This is a genomic window from Kitasatospora sp. cg17-2, assembly GCF_054031055.1.
Genome location: NZ_CM132923.1, coordinates 1,850,296 through 1,868,298 on the forward strand (window position 1 = coordinate 1,850,296; position 18,003 = coordinate 1,868,298).

Consider the following 18,003-nt stretch of genomic DNA (forward strand, 5'->3'; position numbering starts at 1 on the left):
GACCGGCGGGTCGACGACCCGGAGGGGCAGGGGTGATGACCGGTTTCACGGACCGACCGCAGGACGGCGTCGCGCGTTCGGTCGAGGCGCGACTGCGGGCCGCGCTCGACCTGGGCGACCTCGACGAACTGCGCGCCCTGTACGAGCGGTTGGGACGCCCCCGGGTGGAGGTGCCCAGGCTGGCGGAGGAGGTCAGGGCAGCGATCGTGCACGCGTACGTGCCGGTCTGCGGCGAGCGCAGCGATCCGCGCTGGCGGGTGGAGGCGCTGCTCACCGAGCCGCCCCCGCCCGTCGACTCCGCCGAGCGGCTCGGCCGGGCGTGGGCGGTGCTGGCCGAGCTCGGGGTGAACCCGTGGGCACCGATGCCGTGCGGGCTCTACCACGACGAGGGCGGGGGCAACTACGACGTCATCGTCCACGACAACGACCGCGACGACCCCGACCACCCGGGCGAGTTGTACGTGTCGCAGCTCGGGCTGTTCGTGAACGGCGACGACTGGGACGACCGCTACCGGGTGGCCTTCACCGAGGCCGGCTTCCACTGGATCGACATGGTGAGCGGCGGGGCGCTGGTCCCCGGCCTCCGGGTCCGCTACTTCGGCGAGTGGACGGAGCTCCACATCGACACGCTGCTGTTCCTCTGGCAGGACTGAACAGGGCCGCGGTTCAACGGGACTCGTCCACGGGCTCGCCGAAGGGCCAGGCGATCTCCTGGCGGTTGTCCGGGTGGCCCGGCGTCCCGGTCCAGCGGCGGTGGACCAGCCGGACCGGCCCCGTGAAGGCGAAGCCGTGCCCCGTGATCCAGTCGGCGACGGCGTCGTACCCGCCGAGGATCCGCGGGAAGGTGGCGGCCTCGCCCTCGACCTCCAGGCAGGCGAGGGTGTTCGCGGGCAGGTCGAGCACGGTCATGCCCTCGGGCAGGTCCGCCGGCTGCGCGCCGTCCGGCCGGAACGGTAGGCAGGCCTCGACGAGCGTCGCGTTCTCGTCGTCGCACACCCCGTGGAAGCGGACGAACGCGGGCCCGGTGAAGGTGAGCGGGCCGCGTCCGGCGACCTGGTACATCTCCTGGTAGGCGGCGCGGAGGAAGGCCTCCAGCCCCGCGTTGTCGACGGTCGCCCCGCGGACGAGGATCCGTTCGGCGGCGCCCTGGCGGACGGTGACGCGGTGGGTCATCGTTGCTCCTTCGGTCAGTCGGTCCAACAGGCCGTGGACGACGGAGCGCTGCACCTCCAGCCGCCGTTCGGCGGCCAGCAGCCGTGCCCGCAGGGCGGCGGCGAGCTCCTCCTCGCCGCCGCCGAGCAGCCGGCCCACCTCCTCGACGGGGATGTCCAGTTGCCGCAGCGCCCTGATCGACTGCGCCGTCCGCACCTGGTCGCGCCGGAAGTACCGGTAGCCGCTCACCGGGTCGACGAACGCCGGCAGCAGCACGCCACTGGCGTCGTAGTGCCGGAGCGCGGTCACCGAGAGGCCGCTGGCCTGCGAGAACTGCCCGATCGGCAGCAGGTTTCTCCTGTCCACGGCCCCGACTGTGCCGTCTCGTGCCACCGGAGAGTCAAGCCCCTGCGAGAACGGCGGACCGACGCTCAGGGGGTGCCGTCGGCGTGGTCGCCGAGGGTGAGCAGGACGCGGCGGAGCAGACCCGTGAGCTGGTCGCGTTCGGCGGCGGTGAGCCCGGCGAGCTGGCGTTCCTCACCGGCGAGGTGGTGCTCGACGAGACGGTTGGTGAGCTCCCGGCCGGCGTCGGTGAGGGAGATCAGCACCCGGCGGCGGTGGGCGGGGTCGACGGCCCGGTCCACCAGGCCCTTCTCCACGAGGTGGTCGATGCGGTTGGTGAGCGCCGCGGAGCTGACCATCGCGGCGGCGCTGAGTTCGCCGGCGGTGAGGACGTTCGGCGGGCCGGAGCGGAGCAGCGTGGCCAGGACGTCGAACTCCCAGGGCTCGACGCCGTGCGCGGCGAGGTTCTCCTTGATCCCGCGTTCCAGCAGCCGGGAGGCGCGGGAGAGGCGGCCGATCACGGCCATGGGCGAGGCGTCGAGGTCGGGGCGGACCGCCTGCCACTGCGCGGTGATGCGGTCGACGCCGTCGTGCTGCGGCTGCTGTTCCGTCGTGTCCGTCATGCGCCGGAGTCTAACATTTCGACATGGAAGTGTTTGACATCTTGGATCACGCCTCTCTATAGTTTCGACATCGAAATGTTCGACATGTTCGACAGGGCGTGTTCGACAAGGCGTGTCCAGCACAGGGGGATTGTCATGAAGGTCCTGCTCACGGGTGCCACCGGCTACATCGGCTCCGCCGTCACCGAGCACCTCACCGCCGCCGGCCACCAGGTCGTGGCGCTCACCCGCAGCGCGGAGCCGCAGCCCGCTCGCGGCTGGCACGGCCAGCTGGTCGGCGACACCGCCGACCCGGCCTCGCTGGCCGGCGCGGTGACGCCCGACATCGAGGCCGTGATCCACCTCGCCCCGCCGAGCGGCGACGCCGAGGTCGACACCGCCGTCGTCGAGGCACTCGCCGCCCCGCTGCGCGGCACCGGCCGCCCCTTCGTCTACACCAGCGGCGTCTGGGTGCTCGGCGCCACCGGGGCAGCCCAGGAGGTCGGCGAGGAGGCCCCGACGAACCCGATCGACATCGTCGGCCACCGCCCGCGGATCGAGCGGCGGGCGCTGGACGAGGCCGCGGAGGGCGTGCGCGCGGTCGTCGTCCGGCCGGGCATCGTGTACGGCCGGGGCGGCGGCATCCCGGCGATCCTGGTCGACCGGGCCCGCACCCAGGGGGCGCCCGAGTACTACGGCGAGGAGGGCGTGCGCTGGCCGACCGTGCACGTCGACGACCTGGCCGAGCTGTTCCTGGCGGCGGTCGAGCGGGCCGGGGCCGGCACCGTCTGGCACGGTGTGGGCGAGCCGGCCGTCCCGGTCCGGGACATCGCCCGGGCCGCCGGCCGGGCGGCCGGTGTGACCGGCGACCCGAAGGCCGTGCCGGTCGCGCGGGCCGCCGAGGTCTTCGGCCCGCTGTTCGCGGACGCGCTCGCCCTCGACCAGAGCGTCAGCGGCGCCGCCGCCCGCACCGCGCTCGGCTGGAAGCCGGACCGGCCGGGCGCGGTGGCAGAGCTGGAGTCGGGCTCGTACTGACGGCTCCTACGGACGGCGCCGCGGGGACGCGCCGTCACGGCCCGCCGGTCAGTCGACCGGCGGGCCGGTCAGGACGTGCCGGGCCGGGTCAGGTGGAGAGCGACGTCGGGCCGGGCCGGTCAGGACGCGGCGGGCCGGGCCAGGCGGAAGAGGACGTTGGGGCGCAGCGGGCCCTCGGGGGCGTCCAGGTCGTCGAAGTCGCAGGCCGGGTCACGGGTCATGCCGAGGCGGGTCATCACCGCCTGGGAGCGGAGGTTGGTCGCGGTGGTGACGGCGAGGATCTCGGGGAGCTCCAGGGTGTCGAAGCCGAACGCGAGCACGGCGCGGGCGGCCTCGGTGGCGTAGCCGCGGCCCCAGGCGGAGCGGGCGAGGCGCCAGCCGATCTCCACCCCGGTGAACGGCGCCTCGTAGTCGATGTCGTCCAGTCCGGCGAAGCCGATGAACTCGCCCGTCTCCCGGACCTCGACGGCCCACCAGCCGTAGCCGCGCCGGTCGAAGTCGGCCTCGAAGCGCGCCACCGACTCGTCGCTGCGCTCCCGGCTGAGCGGCTCGCCCAGGTGCTGCCGGACCTCGGGGTCGGCGTTCATCGCCGCCCAGGGTTCGAGGTCGGACTCCCGCCAGCGGCGGATCAGGAGACGGTCGGTGTGCAGATCGGTCATGGCGCCCACCCAACGTGATCCTCCGCCGGGAGGCAACCCTGTTTCCCCAGCCCGCAGCCTTCAGCGCCCGGTCAGCACCTCGGCCCGCCCAGCGCTTCGGCCGTCAGCGCCTCGGCCCGCCCAGCGCGTACACGGCGGTGCCGACGGCGGCCGCCACCAGCGCGGCCCAGGTGGCGGCCGGGGTGCCGGGCGGCAGCATCGGCCAGGTCAGCACCTGGGCGAGGGTGCCGGGACCGGGCGGCAGGACGAAGGCGAGCGCGAGCGCCGCGAACGGCGGCAGCCACGCGCAGGTCCGGCCGCACCAGGCCGCGCCGAGCGCGGCCAGCCCCGTCAGCCCGGCACTGTCGCGGACGACGAGGGCGAGGTCGGTCGACAGGCCGGTGCCCGCCCGCGCCGTCAGCAGCACCGCGCCCGCGAGCACGGCGCCGCCGAGCAGGTGCGCCGCCCGGCGGGGCGGCCAGCGGAGCGCGGCCGTGCGGTCCAGCGCGAGGTCCGGCCCGGCGAGGCCGACGGCGAGCGCCGTCGCCCCGGCCGCGAGGACCAGCACCGACAGCCGGGGGTCGTCCGCCCCGCCGACAACGCGGCCGAACACGGACACCGCCACGGCCCCGGCCAGCACCGCGGCGAGCGCGGCCGGCACCTGCCGCGAACGCGCGTACAGCGTCAGCCACCTCATCGGGTCGGCACCCCCGTCAGCGTGGCGAGCACATCGTCCGCGCACCCGACCGCGGCCTCGTGCAGCGCGGCCATCCGGCGCCGCTGCTCCGCCTCCGGCAGGGCGCGGAACCGCTCCCAGACCGGGCCGGCCAGCTCGCTCTGGTCGCTCGCCCGGTGCATCGTCCCGTCCAGCGGCCGGAGGTCGCCGAACACCCAGGCCGCGGCGACGCTCTGGGCGGCGGCGTCGTCCAGGGTGCCGCTCTCGACCTCGCTGCGCGGGTGGCAGTTCGGGGCGATGCCCTGCGCGACCAGGGCCCTGGTCAGCCGGTCTCCGGTGGCGGCCGCGAACACCGGATCGTCGAAGTCGACCAGTACGGCGTCCGCCGAGCGTTCCGGCTGCTCGCCGAACGCGTGCGTCTCCACGGTCTCGCGGACGGTGCCCGGCGCCCGGTCGCCGAGGGCGGCGCGCAGCAGCCGCAGGGCCTCCCGGCCCGGCCCGGCCAGTTCGTCCAGCCGGGACTGCCGCAGCGCCGTGACACAGACCGGTCCCTCGCACACCGGCGCGGCCGCCGCCCGGTCGACCACATAGGTGTCCCGGGGCGCGGCCGGGAGCACCGCCAGCGCGAGCGCGCCGCCGGCCAGCAGCGGGGCGAGGGCGAGCAGCCGGGCGCGCGGGCCGGCGGCGGCGAGCAGCGCGAGGCCGGTCGCGGTCACGCCGAGCAGCCACAGGATCTGTCCGAGGTGGACCGGGGCGGCGACGGTGAGCAGCGTGTCGCGGACGGGCGCCGTGACCGGGGACAGCAGGGAGAGCCGGTTCGGCACGGCGGAGGTCGGGATCGCGGCGTCCGTGGTCGGTCGCAGCAGGCTGGTGAGCAGGAAGGCGCCGACAGCCAGCGCGGGCGGGGTGAGCACGGAGGGCAGCACCCGGGCGACGCCCATCCCCAGCACCGCCCCGGCGGCCAGCGCGAGCACCCCGACCAGCGAGATCGGCAGCCAGCCCGCCGGGGTGAACCGGGTGTCCCCGGTGAGTACCCGCGCCCCGCCGACGAGCAGCAGCAGCCCGTACCCGGTGACGAGCGCGAGGACGATCGGGCCGGCCTGGGCGAGCGCCCGCTGCCGGGCGGGCCTCGGGGTGCAGGCCAGCAGTTCGGCGGTCCGCGAGCGGTGGTCGCGCAGGCCCTGGAGCGCGCCGAGCCCGAGGGCGAGCGGCCACAGGAAGACCAGCAGGTGACGGGTCCACAGGGCCATCGAGGTCCACTGCGCCGTCCACCGGGTGGTGCCGGCGGACCACGGCCCGGAGGCGAGGGTCAGGAACGCCAGCGCGGCCGCCAGGACCGCCGCGCCCGCCCACGGGGCGACGGAGCGACGCAGTTCGGTGCGCAGGAGCCGGAGGGCGGAGGACGCAGCCGAGAAGGCAACCGAGGACGCTGCCGAGGACGCGGTGGGAACGCTCACCAGGCACCCCGCGTCCGTCGCGACGGATCCACCAGCAGAGCCGAGTAGCCGCGCTCCAGCGGGCTGTCGCCCTCGTGCTCGGGGCCGCCCGCCTCGGCCAGCGCGTCCGGCGTGCCCTGGAAGACCAGCCTGCCCTCGGCGAACAGCAGCACATCGGTGCAGGCCGCCGCGACGTCCTCGACCAGGTGGGTGGAGACCACCACGCAGGCCTCCGTGCCCAGTTCCTGGAGCAGTTCGCGCAGCCGCAGCCGCTGCGCCGGGTCCAGGCCGACGGTCGGTTCGTCCAGCAGCAGGACCGCCGGGTCGTTGACGATGGCCTGGGCGATGCCCGCCCGCCGCACCATGCCGCCCGACAGGGCCTTCATCCGCTCGTCGGCGCGGTCGGCGAGACCGACCCGCTCCACGGCGCGCTGGGTCGCGGCCGGGATCTCCGCCGCCGGGACCTCCTTCAGCCAGGCCATGTACTCGACGAACTCCCGGACGGTGAACCGCTTGTAGTAGCCGAACTCCTGCGGCAGGTAGCCGATCCGGCGGCGCAGCGCGCGGTACTCCCCCGGCCCCCGGACGGTCTCGCCGAGCAGTTCCAGCTCGCCGCCGGCGGGGCGCAGCACGGTGGCCAGGGCCCGGATCAGGGTGGTCTTGCCCGCTCCGTTGGGGCCGAGCAGTCCGTGGACGCCGGTGCCGAGGGACAGGTCGAGCCCGTCGACGGCGAGCCGTTTGCGGCCGGCCCTGACCTGGAGTCCGGTCGCCCGGATCTCCCGGGCGTAGGTGGTGGGGGCCAGTTCGGCCCTGGTGACGGCACGCACGGTGCGCGTCCTCCTGTCTGTAGAGGGGGGAAGGTCAGCGGTCCTGGCCCGGCGCCGTCCAGGCGCCCCGGCGGGCGGCCACGACCGCCACGCCGAGCGCGAGGACCGCGCCCCACAGCGGCAGGCCGTCCGCCCGCAGGACGGCGGCGGTGCGGCCGGCGGCCACGGTCGGGGCCACCACCAGCGCGAGCCAGCCGACCGCCACGGCGACGGCCGCCCTGGTCACCCCGACCAGCGCGCCGAGCGCGAGGGTGGTCGAGGTGAACGCCAGGCAGGGCAGCAGCCACTGCGCCGCCGTCACGCCCGTCGCCCACCCGCCGAGCAGCAGTGCGGGGAGCACCACGGCGAGCACGGCGGCGGTGCGGCGCAGCAGCAGGGGCAGTCCGGCACGCGGGGTGGCGGCGGTCAGCTCGTACGCCGGGTCGAGGCCGCGCGACCAGGCGGCCGCGACGCCGCCGACCGGCAGTACGGGGGCGAGCACCAGCAGCAGGGAGATCCGGTCCGGGTCGGGCCCGGCGTTCGCCCGGTCCAGCAGCAGCGCGAGCGCGGTGACGACCAGCACCATGGCCAGCCACGGCGTCATGGCGGGCGTCGTCCAGGTGGACAGCCGGGCCGCGAGGCGGCGCGGGGGCGCCGGGTCGGCCACGGCCAGCTGCGGTTCCAGCTCCGACCAGACGGCGGCGGTGAGCGCCGCGACGGCGGGCGCCGCGGTGCCGAGGGCGGCCGACAGTTGGGCCCGGCAGGCCGGGCAGGTCTCCAGATGGGCCTCCACGGCCCACAGTTCGTCGGCGGCGAGGGCGGCGCCGTCGAAGCCGGGCGCGCCGTCGTCGATGTAGGCGGCGAGCAGCCGGGCCGAGGGGTGTTCGACGGTCATGCCAGTGCCTCCCGCATCGCGATCCGGGCCCGGCGGGCGCGGGTCTTGACCGTGCCCTCGGGCAGTCCGAGGACGACGGCCGTCTCCCGGACGGACAGCCCGTCGAGCACCATGGCCCGCAGGACGTCCCTGAGCTCGGGCGCGAGGCGGCCCAGCGCGTCGCCGACGTCGCCGCCGACGGTGGCACGCAGCGCCTCGTCCTCGGCGGCGGGCGCCACCGGGTGCGGGGCGGCGGCCGGTGGCGGCTCCGCGTGGTGGGCCCGGCGCCGGAAGGCGTCGACCAGGCGGCGGGCCGCGATCGTCCACAGCCAACCGACGGCCGACCCGCCTTCGACGCTCCCGGTGAAGGACCCCGCCGCCCGCCACACGGCGAGGTAGGTCTCCTGCATCACCTCGGCGACCATCTGCTCGTCGGCGCAGCGGCGCCGCAGCCGCACCGCCAGCCACGGCGACGTGCGGCGGTACAGCTCCTCGAAGGCGACCCGGTCCCCCCGGGCCACCCGTCGGAGCAGCTGCTCCTCGTCCAGTTCCTGCGGCGGTGCAACCGCCCGTACACGTCTCACACCTGGTAGACGGCCGCGCGGGCCTGCGGGTTTTCACCTCGGCGTGATCCCGGTCACACCGGAGCCGCTGGAAGGCGGCGGCCGACCGGCCCGGGAACCGATCGCCTCCGGGCCGTGCTAGTTTTGTGAGCAATCGTTCAACTACGGAGGTCGGGGATGGGGCGCAAACAACTCTGGGACCAGGACGAGGTGCTGGCCTCGGCCATGCGGCTCTTCCGTCACCGGGGGTACCTCGGCGCCTCGCTGCGGGACATCGAGGAGGCCACCGGACTGCACCCGGGGAGCCTGTACCGGACCTTCGGGAGCAAGGACGGCCTGTTCCACGCCGCCCTGGACGCCTACAACGAGCGGGTGGTGCGGGGCCGGGTCCGGCTCCACCTGCTGGAACCGGCGGACCCCCTGGCCGGCATCCGCTCGTTCTTCACCACGGCGATCGAGACCGGTCCTGAGCCCGACCCGGGCTGCCTGCTCACCAACACCGCCGTCGAGTCCTTCGCCCTCCCCCAGGCCGCCACCGGGGTGCACCACGGCCTGGCGGCAATCGAGGACGGCTTCGCCGACGCGCTGACCCGCGCCCGGCAGCACGGCGACGCGCCGGCGGACCTCGACGTCGGGACCACCGCCGCCCATCTGCTCGCGCTCTACCAGGGCCTGCTGGTGCTCGTCCGGGCCGGCCTGCCCCGCACCACCCTGCACAGCGTCACCGACGGCGCGATGGCGTCGATCGGCTCCTTGAGGACCCCACCCACGAAAGCGGGACGACCATGAGTGACACCCAGCGGCTCTGGAACGACTACGCCGCCTGCTGGTCGGCCGACCCCGCCGACCGGACCGCCGCCCTCGGCGCGGTCGCGGTGGACGAGGTCGCCTACCGCGACCCCGGGACCGAGGTCGGCGACCTGACCGAACTCGCCGCCTACATGGCCGGCTTCGCCGGAGCCTTCCCCGGCCACCGGTTCCGCATCGACGAGGTGCTGGAACACCACGACCGCTCCCTCGCCCGCTGGACCCAGCTCGACGGACAGGGCGGGACCGCGTCGACCGGCATCAGCACCGCCCGCCACCACGCGGACGGGCGCCTCGCCGACATCACCGGCTTCTTCCTCCCGGCCTGACCGATCGTTTTCGCGGGGCCCGGGAGGTGAGGCCGAGCAGGTCCCGCACACCGCCGAAGTGGCCGGCCCGGCCTCGCCCGGTCCCGGCGCCGGTCAGGGCGCCGGTCAGGGCGCCGGTCAGGGCGCCGGTCAGGGCGCCGGTCAGGGCGAAGTCCTCAGCAGGTCGTCGACGCGCACGTGAAGTGCGGTCACGAGGGTGTCCGTCGCGGTCGTTCACAGACCGCGACGGACACCCTCGTGCTTCCCCCGCAGCTGCCCCACGGCTTCGACCGCCCGGCCTCCCGGTCCAGGCCGTGCAGACGCTCCGGTCCGGTAGCCACCGCGTCCACGCGAACGGCGGTCCTAGCGTCGGCGCCGCCGGTGTCGGCACAGCACACTGCCTTCCCCTCATGGCGACGACGCTCCCGACCTACCCGTGGACCGATGGTGAGGGCGAGGAAGGCCGGTTCGAAGGAATCGGCCTGTCCTTCAATACCTGGAAGTACACGAGGAGATGCCCTTCGACGATGTCGAAGCGGTCTGACAGGAGCTCCTCGACCGGCCGGCGGAGTGAGGCGTCAGCCTGACCGCCGAGCAGCAGCAGATCGTTCGCCACATCTTCGACAGACTGTGGGCCACATGGAACGATCAACCATTCGGGTGACATCACGGCCCGATGGCCCTGACCGCATGGCCCGCCGGACTTCCGCCGTGCAAGCATTTGGTTCGTACCCACACGAGAATCCCGAGGCGCAGGTCCCCTCACGGCCGGTCACACATGGCACGATCGGCCGCCGCCGGGGCCTCGTCCGTGCCGAACACCTCTCGCCTCGCCCTACTGCACTTCCAGCAGCCGTGGAACGGTGAACCCGAGGTACGAATCGGCCGATCGGCCACGTCCTCGGTGGTCTCCAGGGTCCGACAATCCGCATCACTCGCACGCAACGAAGGAGTCCGCAATGAAGCGGATCAAGCCCTCCCCTCCGGCGATCGACACCTTCTACGAGAAGGCCGGAAAGCTGGTCGCAGACGCCCTGGAGAAGCAGGACATGCAGCCGATTCAGATCGGCAGCGGCGGCGAGTTTCCGTACAGCTACGAGACCCCTGACGTCAACTTCTACCTGAAGACCTGGGAGTTCCTGAACCGAAATCTCGAGGAAGTGAAGGGCGCCGATCGACTGGCATTCGGCGAGCCGCTGACCAACCAGTACCTGAAGTACTACAACCTCCTCGGCTACCAGCTCTCCGCCGAGGACAACGAGAAGCTCAACGCCGCCAAGGAAAAGGCACAGGAGGTCAGCTCGGAGCTCGTCAAGGAGTACGAGCGCCTGTACGGCAAAATCACGCCGGAAATGATGACGAAGGCCGAGGTGGCCAACAAGCAGGACTACATCCTCGATTACAAGGTCAACTCGTGGGCCAAGAACGGGCGCTTCGTACTGAGCAGCGAGACCCTCGATAACCTGGGTGACTTCCTGCCCAAGATGCCGAGCTCCGCCCGGGTTCTGCTTCCGCTTATCGGCAAAGCCCTGCAGCCGTTCCTTGCGGTGGCTGGACTCGTCAATCGAATCTATCAGTCCGACAGTGAGATCGGAAACGTCAAGAAGAACGCCGAGCATCCCAACGAGGCGAACAACGGGGTCATCACTGAGGACGATCAGAAGAGAACCGCTTACCATGCGGGAATCGACGTCGAACCGGGCCCCAAGCAGATCGACAGCCGGCTGAAGGGTGACAACAAAGTCTCGGTCCACCTGAGCTTCAGCAAATTCGAGGAGAAGGAGGCCGACCTGCAGATCGAAGGCCAGGCCGGAGGCCGAGTCAACCTCTTCTCAGTGCTGACGATCAGCGCCGAATCCGGTACCAGCTATTCTCTGCACGAGCTGAACACCTCCTTCGAGGAATGCTCGGTCACACTGACGTACGGAGGGCCCACCGCCGTCTATATCAAGCCCCGTCCCTATCAGATGGACAACGACACCGGCTGGTTCTACCTGGCGCCGATCAAGGACGCCATCGAGAACGGCCCGGATCCCACCAAGTCCGGCTTCGTCATGACGCCCTACCCGAGCGACGGCGGCATCAAGGTTCTGGAATACCTGGTGATCAGTCGATTCCCGTCCTTCCGGATCAGCTACAGCCGCGGCTCGACCACAGAAACCCTCGAGAAGCTGCACTCCGAGAGCAGCGTCAGTGTCAGCCTCTTCGGCATCCCGCTCGGCTCGGCCGGGTACGAGTACAAGTCGACCTCACTGGACAAGCGCAGCGAGGACGAGGGCTTTGACATCGTCTTCGAGACGCCCATGGATGTGACCGGGAACATCCTGGACCGACGGGCACACGTCATCGGCGGCGGCATCACCTCCCTGACACCCTGACATGCGATGCCCGGCGGTCCGTCCACCGGGCACGCCACGCGACGGTGCCAACTGATCCGCGCCGCAGGACCGAACGGCACCGTCGCGTACTCCTCTCCCCGCAGCACACTGAGAACAATCACCGTCAAGCCCTCGCCACCGAGCCGTCGAAGGAAACACCGTGAAGCCCACGCCTGATCTTCTGGCCGCCGTCAAAGCTTTCCATGATGAAGTGGCGAAAGGTGTCTCCACTTCCCTCGCAAAGCCCGAAATGAGATCTTTCCGCCTCGGTACAAAAAACTTCCCGTACCACTTCCGCACCCTTGACAACAATTTCTACTATGCCACCTGGGAGTTTATCAATCGAAATGTATCGAAAGCTGCCGGAGGTGCGGGGCTGACTGCCGGCGAACCGCTCACCGAACGCTACTTGAAATACCTCGGGGCCCTTGATTATGCATTCTCGTGGTCCGACTGGAAGAAGGTCGACGGGGTGGCCAAAAAGGCCGGTGCGGAGACAGTCGACCTGGTGAAGAAGTACGAGGCGACGATCTCTTCCATCACTCCTGAAGACTTGCTTCGCGCCCGGGTCGAAGAGAAGTCCGAGTACATCCTCGTCGACCGGCTGAACGCATGGTCCGAGACAGGTGCATTCGAGCTCGACCAGACTGTACTGGACAATCTGGAGGATCACCTCCCGAACCTTCCGAAAGGTGCCAAGGCCCTGGTCGATCCGCTCAAGAAGGTCTTGAAAGCCTATCTCCCCGTCAAGGCACTCATGAACGGGAGGACCCGCACGCTCGGGCTGAGAAATATTCTCACCAGAAACACCGAACACGCCGATGAGGGAAACGGCGGGATCTGCGTGGAGACCGACGCCGGGGAAACCGCCTATCAGGTCGCTTATAGCATCGAGCCAACTCCCGAAAAGATTCATGCGAGCGTAAAGGAGGGCGAGAAGAAAGTTCAGGTGAGGTTCGACCTCACCAACCCGAAGGAGGGCTGCGTCGATCTATCGGTCAATGGCCAGAAGGTCGGAAATATTCCCGTGGTCGCAATTTTTAAGATCACTGGATACTTCTCCGGAGTATCGCTCGATCAGCTCACTGAAACTCCCGTCGACTGCACGATGGAGATCGCATTCAAAGGCCTCACAACGGTCTACTGCGATCCCCGCGCATACCAGGCGGACAGCCACAAGGGCTGGTTCTATCTCGATCCTCTCAAAGATGCTTTGCGTGACGGCCCGGACCCGACCAGGACAGGGCCGACGCTCGATCCTCTCCCGCAGGACGACGGCATCGACGTACTCCAGGAACTGGCGATCAGTAGATTTCCGTCCATCACGGTCCGTTACAGCAGCGGGAATGCCGGCCGGATCGTCAAAGACCTGAAGTCCGAATTGTCACTGGGCGTGAATCTCTTCGGTATCCCGATCGGCGCGACCGGCTACTCCTACAAGGTCACGTCACTCACCGAGCACGGAACCAACAAGGGCTTCGACATCGTCTTCGAAGCCCCCTTTGAGACCGGGAGCCTCCTCGACCGACGGGCCCACGTCCTCGCCGGAGAAATCAAGAGTTTGGGCCCCCAAGGAAATTAGCGCCACCTGGAAGTGATGGCGGAAACCGTCCGAGGAGGAAATCATGGCAGGGAATCTCGTACTGAAGGATATTTCTCAGAGCGACCTCAACGCCGCAGAAAGGGTAGCGGCCACCGGGGTTTCTTGGAGCGACGTCTTTCACGAGAAAGTCTCCTGGGACGCAAAATCGCGCGCAGATCTTGAAACGCTGTTGTCAGGAAAACCCCTTGAGGACAGAAGCGGCCTGCCGCCGCACCGGTACCTCACGTTCTCATTCGCGGACACCATCACATCCGAGGCCCAGGCCGATATCGAGAAGTTCCTCCTCAAGCCCAAGCCGATCCCCTCGTGGATGTACAAGGGGCCCGGTGGACTTGTCCTTCCCCACGGGGACAAGCTGAACGACTCCTACAAATACGGAACGGAAAAGCTCACAGCAAACAAGGCGTGGAACAACGGGAATCTTCACCAGGCTCTGCACATCCAGTACCTGAGTGGATCTCTGATCGTCGAGGTCTACTACCTGAGCGGGAGGGAGATCAAGGGATGACCCCTTCCACTTCCGGAAGCGCTTGCAGCCGTTCGGGGCAGGGGCCGTACTAGCCGATCGGCGAGTACGGCTCGATGAACCCCCGCTCGGCGTCGCTCGGTTGCACACGGGTCACGCACCACGGTCCACCAGAGCAGACACAACCACGAGCACGAAACGCACGAACTGCTTACGCCCAAATGCGTACCCTGGGCCGGAACGGACCTGATCAGAACCAAGGAGCCTTCGTAGAAAGGCTGTTGCCGCAGGGTGCCGAAGCGGGTGTCCCAGGCTCCGCTGTCCAGGTCGCCCCGCAGGTCTGCGGCGAATCGTTCGCGTGACTGCTCACACCTCCGTGTCCAGTACCTCCCCGGCGTGGTGGAAGGTGACGCCGCGTCGTGCACGAGCAGGCAGCGCAGGCCTCCGGGCTCCGGCCCGGCTCCGGGGCGAGGAGCCGGGCCGGAGCCCGGGTGGGACCGGCCCGGGTGGGACCGGCCCGGTCAGGAGACGAGCTTGACGACCGCGTCCGCCGCCGCCTTCCCCGCCGCGGCGAGGACGGCCTTCACCAGGTCGCCGAGGGCTCCGGTCACTCCGGCCGCGAGGGTGTCGGTGGCGTCCAGGCTCGCCTTGAAGGTGCCGTTGAGGATGCCGTCCCACCGGGCCGTGATCTCGGGGTTGTTCCCGACGAACGTGAAGTCGTCGTTGCGGTCCGGCGTACCGAAGGGCAGTCCGGCGACGGTGCCTTCGGTGTGGCCGGAGTGCTGGAACGTGAACACGTGCCCGTCCGGCGTCAGCACGGCGGCGGAGATCGTGTAGTCGATGTTGTCGAAGCCGCTGTCGTGCGCGTGCGTGCTGAACGAGAAGAAGCCGTCCTGCCGCATCACCACGTGCACCGAGCCGCCGATCGCGATGTCGGTCGTGACGTCCTGGTCGAAGTTCTTGCTCGACGTGTCGTACCAGAAGTGGTCCTGGATCGACGCGTCCCCACCGGTGAACCACACCTCCATGCTGCCGGGGACGCGGGAGACCGCGGCGAGACCGGTGGTGACGGACGCGCTGCCGGCGGGGGCGAGCTCGAAGCCCTGCCAGGTGCTGCCCTCGTACCAGAAACGGTCCTGCACCGAACCGTTCCCGCCCACGTACCAGAGCTCCATGCTGCCCGGGATGCGCGAGACGGCGGTGACACCGCTGTGGGTGGACGCGCTGCCGGGGGGCGAGAGCTCGAACCGCTGCCAGGTACTGCCCTCGTACCAGAAGTGGTCCTGGACCGAGCCGTTCCCGCCCACGTACCAGACCTCCATACTGCCCGGGATCCGCGAGACCGCCGCGATACCGCCGGTCGTCGAGGCACTGCCGGCGGGAGCGAGCTCGAAACCCTGCCAGGTACTGCCCTCGTACCAGAAACGGTCCTGGACCGAGCCGTTCGCCCCGACGAAGAACACCTCCATACTGCCCGGGATCCGCGAGACGGCGGCCACACTGCCCGTGATGGACGCGCTGCCGGGCGGCGAGAGCTCGAACCGCTGCCAGGTGCTGCCCTCGTACCAGAAGTGGTCCTGGACGGAGCCGTTCCCACCCACGTACCAGACCTCCATACTGCCCGGGATCCGCGAGACCGCCGCGATACCGCCGGTCGTCGAGGCGCTCCCGGCGGGAGCGAGCTCGAAACCCTGCCAGGTACTGCCCTCGTACCAGAAACGGTCCTGGACCGAGCCGTTCGCCCCGACGAAGAACACCTCCATACTGCCCGGGACGCGCGAGACGGCGGCGATGCCACCGTTCGCGGACGCGCTGCCGGCGGGCGCGAGCTCGTAGCGCCGCCAGGGCGACCCCTCGTACCAGTAGGCGCCCTGGACCGAGCCGTTGGGGGCGACCCACCAGACCTCCATGCTGCCGTCGATCCGGGAGACCGCGGCCACCCGGCTCGACAGCGAGGCGCTGTCGGCCGACGCCAGCGTGAATCGGTTCCAACTCATCTACGAACCTCCAAGAGCTCGCTTCCGTCACCCGTCGGCCGGGAGGACTCCGGGCCGTGGGCCGCCGGGCCGTCCGTGCCGGCCCGGCGTTGCGCGGCGCCGGGCGGGTGTCACCGTCCGTGCGCTCAACGCGTGCCTCAACGGTAGGAATCCGTGCGGACGGTGACATGAGGCGGCGGTCCCGACCGTGTCCCGGGACCACCGCACCATCCGGGTGCGCGTCATGGGAGCACCGGGGCAGTCCGGTTGCGGCGCGAGGAGGCGGCGTCCGCCCGGCGGGGCCGCACTCCGGCCACGGGTGTTGCGGCTCCGGAGTGGGAAGTCGACGGAGCCGACTTCCCACTCCCCCGAGGCCCGAAGGAGGTGCACCAGGTGTTCGGTCAGCAGATGATGACCGCACCGGTCAGGGCCGTGCACGAGGCCGAGGCGGAGTTGTTGCTCGGGTCGGGGTCCGGGTCGGTGCCCGTGATGGTCGCGGTGGCGGTGAGCGCGCCGAGCGCGAGCAGGCCGACCTGCGCGGTCAGGGTCGGGACGAAGCCCTGCCCGTCCGGCATCCCCGTCAGGTCACAGGTCAGGGTCTTGGCGGTGTTGTCGTACGCGCAGCCGGAGAGGTCGACGCTCGCGCTGGTCGTCCGGGACGGAAGCTGCACGACGGCGGTCACCGTGCCCGCCGCCCGGTTGGGCCCGGCGTTGCCGAAGAAGACGCGGTAGGTGACGGCCCCGGGGGCGCCCGAGGCCGTCACCGTGGCGTAGAGATCGGCAGGTCCGACGGCCTGCGCAGGCTGCGCGAGAGCGAGCAGCCCGCCGGCGAGCAGGAACGCGAACGGGGCGGCCGCACGGGTACGGAACAGGCGCATGGAGAGCTCCTTCGGCAGGGCGCGTGTCACAAACAGCTGGGGCGCGTCAGACACTGCCAGTTGCCGGTTTCCTGGCAGGAGGCCCTCGGCAAGGCGGCCTGATCCGGTCGGCGAGTGGCCGAAGTCCTCCCCGGGTGCGGGGCGGTCGCGTCCACGGTCGGGATGCCGAGCAGCGGCCCTCGGGCGGCAGGCGGCGAGTACGCCGCGTGGAGGACGAGGACCTGCCGTGCCCACTCCGGGGTCGGCCCTCCGGCTCGGTGGCTCCGGGCACCGGCCCAACTCCTCTGCAGCGGTGGGGAGACAACGACGGTGCACCGGAGGGCCACCCTTCCCCCGGGCCTGGACCTCGTCCGGTCGATCCGGTGACTCGGTAAGCGGGGCGTGCGGGCAGGCGAGTTCGGCGGCGTCCGACCCGAAGCCCACCGCGCCCCCCGGGCAACCTTCCGTTCCGGGCCCCGGTCAGAGCGGGTCGGCCGTCCGGTAGACCGAGACGTGGGAACGCGACTCCGCGGTGAACTCCCCTCCCACCCAGTCGGCATGCCTGGACTCCAAGGTCATCCCGGCCAGCTCGGCCATCAGGTCGAGCTCGGCCGGCCAGATGTAGCGGTGCGGGCTGCGGAACATCCGGGCCTCACGGCCGCCCTCGGCGTCGAACCGGAAGTGGTGCGAAACGACCTGCTGACGCAGGACGTCGTAGGTGTCGAGCCCGACATAGCCCGCCGCCGACTCCCAGACCACGGCCTGCTGACCCGGTGGCAGCTTCCGGAGCTCCGGGACCCACAGCTCGACGACGAATCGCCCGCCCGGCGCGAGATGGCTTGCGGCGTTCCGGAAGCAGGCGACCTGCTCGGCCTGTGTGAGCAGGTTCGAGATGGTGTTGTAGACGAGATAGACGAGCTGGAAGCTGCCGGGGACCCGTGCAGTGGCCATGTCGCCGACGACGACCGGAATGGTCGCCCCGTCCGCCTTGGCGCGGAGCCGATCGAGCATCGGATTCGACAGCTCGATGCCGCTGACCGGGACTCCCCGCGCCGCGAGCGGCAACGCCACCCGCCCCGTCCCGATGGCGAACTCCAGTGCCCGCCCACCCTCGGCGAGCTCCACAAGGCGGTCCACTGTCGGCCCCAGCACCGCCGGCGCGAACATGCCAGCCCCAGGGGTGTCATAGCTCAGAGCGGCGTGGTCGTCCCAGATCTCATTTTGAAGCATGGTCAGCGATGATGAAGCACTGCCATGGCAAGGTCAATGTCCTTTTAATGCTCCTAATATGATTGCACGTCACTAAATAGCTATTCTCGTTCCGTTCTTGAGGGGCGTCGATCGAACTGGTGTCTTGCATCGGGCGAGCTGCCTGTCGGCCGTGGGCCGACCCCTTGTGGGTAGGGCCTGAGCCCGGCTGGGGCGGGGTTTCCTCGCACTGTTTTTGAGGCTCGGTCCAGCTGGAGGAAAACTGCGTCCGGCGC

General features: G+C 70.6%; 18 protein-coding genes. 7 read left to right on the forward strand and 11 right to left on the reverse strand.

The window, feature by feature from the left end; genetic code table 11:
• The first annotated feature begins 35 nt into the window (after positions 1–35).
• Positions 36–653 (forward strand): hypothetical protein, encoded by a 618-nt coding sequence (locus tag ACW14Y_RS07360; RefSeq protein WP_456986276.1) that lies wholly within the window; start codon positions 36–38, stop codon positions 651–653.
• Between the two features lie 13 nt (positions 654–666).
• Here the strand turns inward: ACW14Y_RS07360 and ACW14Y_RS07365 are convergent, their stop codons facing one another.
• Entirely contained in the window at positions 667–1,518 is an 852-nt protein-coding gene (locus ACW14Y_RS07365; protein ID WP_456986277.1) for a MerR family transcriptional regulator, read from the reverse strand.
• A 65-nt stretch (positions 1,519–1,583) separates the two neighbouring features.
• The gene (locus tag ACW14Y_RS07370) at positions 1,584–2,117 is read right to left on the reverse strand and encodes a MarR family winged helix-turn-helix transcriptional regulator (protein WP_043468088.1); all 534 of its coding nucleotides are present in this window, start codon (positions 2,115–2,117) and stop codon (positions 1,584–1,586) included.
• 135 nt (positions 2,118–2,252) lie between these two features.
• Here ACW14Y_RS07370 and ACW14Y_RS07375 point away from each other — a divergent pair, with 135 nt between their 5' ends.
• Entirely contained in the window at positions 2,253–3,131 is an 879-nt protein-coding gene (locus tag ACW14Y_RS07375) for an NAD-dependent epimerase/dehydratase family protein (RefSeq protein WP_456986278.1), read from the forward strand.
• A 119-nt stretch (positions 3,132–3,250) separates the two neighbouring features.
• On the opposite strand, the gene ACW14Y_RS07380 is transcribed toward ACW14Y_RS07375, so the two are convergent.
• The 6 genes from ACW14Y_RS07380 to ACW14Y_RS07405 all read right to left on the reverse strand — a co-directional run bounded on the left by ACW14Y_RS07380 (position 3,251) and on the right by ACW14Y_RS07405 (position 8,082).
• A complete protein-coding gene (locus ACW14Y_RS07380; RefSeq protein ID WP_456986279.1) occupies positions 3,251–3,790 on the reverse strand; it encodes a GNAT family N-acetyltransferase in 540 nt (179 codons plus the stop codon).
• A 103-nt stretch (positions 3,791–3,893) separates the two neighbouring features.
• On the reverse strand, positions 3,894–4,466 hold the full coding sequence (locus ACW14Y_RS07385; protein ID WP_456986280.1) for a hypothetical protein: 573 nt from the start codon (positions 4,464–4,466) through the stop codon (positions 3,894–3,896).
• Positions 4,463–5,902: a hypothetical protein gene (locus ACW14Y_RS07390; RefSeq protein WP_456986281.1), complete on the reverse strand. Its 1,440-nt coding sequence runs from the start codon at positions 5,900–5,902 to the stop codon at positions 4,463–4,465. Before ACW14Y_RS07390 ends, ACW14Y_RS07385 begins: the two co-directional genes overlap by 4 nt.
• The gene (locus tag ACW14Y_RS07395; RefSeq protein WP_380311187.1) at positions 5,899–6,708 is read right to left on the reverse strand and encodes an ATP-binding cassette domain-containing protein; all 810 of its coding nucleotides are present in this window, start codon (positions 6,706–6,708) and stop codon (positions 5,899–5,901) included. Before ACW14Y_RS07395 ends, ACW14Y_RS07390 begins: the two co-directional genes overlap by 4 nt.
• 34 nt (positions 6,709–6,742) lie before the next feature.
• On the reverse strand, positions 6,743–7,582 hold the full coding sequence (locus ACW14Y_RS07400; protein ID WP_380311185.1) for a zf-HC2 domain-containing protein: 840 nt from the start codon (positions 7,580–7,582) through the stop codon (positions 6,743–6,745).
• Positions 7,579–8,082 carry an RNA polymerase sigma factor gene (locus ACW14Y_RS07405; protein WP_456988097.1) on the reverse strand — a complete coding sequence of 168 codons (504 nt, stop codon included), beginning with the start codon at positions 8,080–8,082 and terminating at the stop codon, positions 7,579–7,581. Before ACW14Y_RS07405 ends, ACW14Y_RS07400 begins: the two co-directional genes overlap by 4 nt.
• Before the next feature lie 219 nt (positions 8,083–8,301).
• Between ACW14Y_RS07405 and ACW14Y_RS07410 the strand changes: the two genes are divergently transcribed.
• From ACW14Y_RS07410 to ACW14Y_RS07430, 5 genes are all read left to right on the forward strand, one after another.
• Positions 8,302–8,913 carry a TetR/AcrR family transcriptional regulator gene (locus tag ACW14Y_RS07410; protein ID WP_456986282.1) on the forward strand — a complete coding sequence of 204 codons (612 nt, stop codon included), beginning with the start codon at positions 8,302–8,304 and terminating at the stop codon, positions 8,911–8,913.
• Positions 8,910–9,260: a nuclear transport factor 2 family protein gene (locus tag ACW14Y_RS07415; protein ID WP_456986283.1), complete on the forward strand. Its 351-nt coding sequence runs from the start codon at positions 8,910–8,912 to the stop codon at positions 9,258–9,260. The genes ACW14Y_RS07410 and ACW14Y_RS07415 overlap by 4 nt, the downstream gene beginning before the upstream one ends.
• A gap of 938 nt (positions 9,261–10,198) precedes the next feature.
• Positions 10,199–11,617 carry a hypothetical protein gene (locus tag ACW14Y_RS07420; RefSeq protein WP_456986284.1) on the forward strand — a complete coding sequence of 473 codons (1,419 nt, stop codon included), beginning with the start codon at positions 10,199–10,201 and terminating at the stop codon, positions 11,615–11,617.
• 160 nt (positions 11,618–11,777) lie between these two features.
• Positions 11,778–13,199, forward strand: coding sequence for a hypothetical protein (locus tag ACW14Y_RS07425; RefSeq protein ID WP_456986285.1), 1,422 nt, complete (start codon positions 11,778–11,780; stop codon positions 13,197–13,199).
• A 43-nt stretch (positions 13,200–13,242) separates the two neighbouring features.
• Entirely contained in the window at positions 13,243–13,728 is a 486-nt protein-coding gene (locus tag ACW14Y_RS07430; protein ID WP_456986286.1) for a hypothetical protein, read from the forward strand.
• Between the two features lie 479 nt (positions 13,729–14,207).
• Here the strand turns inward: ACW14Y_RS07430 and ACW14Y_RS07435 are convergent, their stop codons facing one another.
• The 3 genes from ACW14Y_RS07435 to ACW14Y_RS07445 form a co-directional block, all read right to left on the reverse strand.
• Complete coding sequence (locus tag ACW14Y_RS07435) at positions 14,208–15,683, reverse strand: hypothetical protein (protein WP_456986287.1); 1,476 nt, start codon at positions 15,681–15,683, stop codon at positions 14,208–14,210.
• Positions 15,684–16,063: 380 nt separating this feature from the next.
• Positions 16,064–16,540, reverse strand: coding sequence for a DUF11 domain-containing protein (locus ACW14Y_RS07440; protein ID WP_030395562.1), 477 nt, complete (start codon positions 16,538–16,540; stop codon positions 16,064–16,066).
• Between the two features lie 459 nt (positions 16,541–16,999).
• A complete protein-coding gene (locus ACW14Y_RS07445; protein WP_456986288.1) occupies positions 17,000–17,749 on the reverse strand; it encodes a class I SAM-dependent methyltransferase in 750 nt (249 codons plus the stop codon).
• Positions 17,750–18,003: the final 254 nt, after the last annotated feature.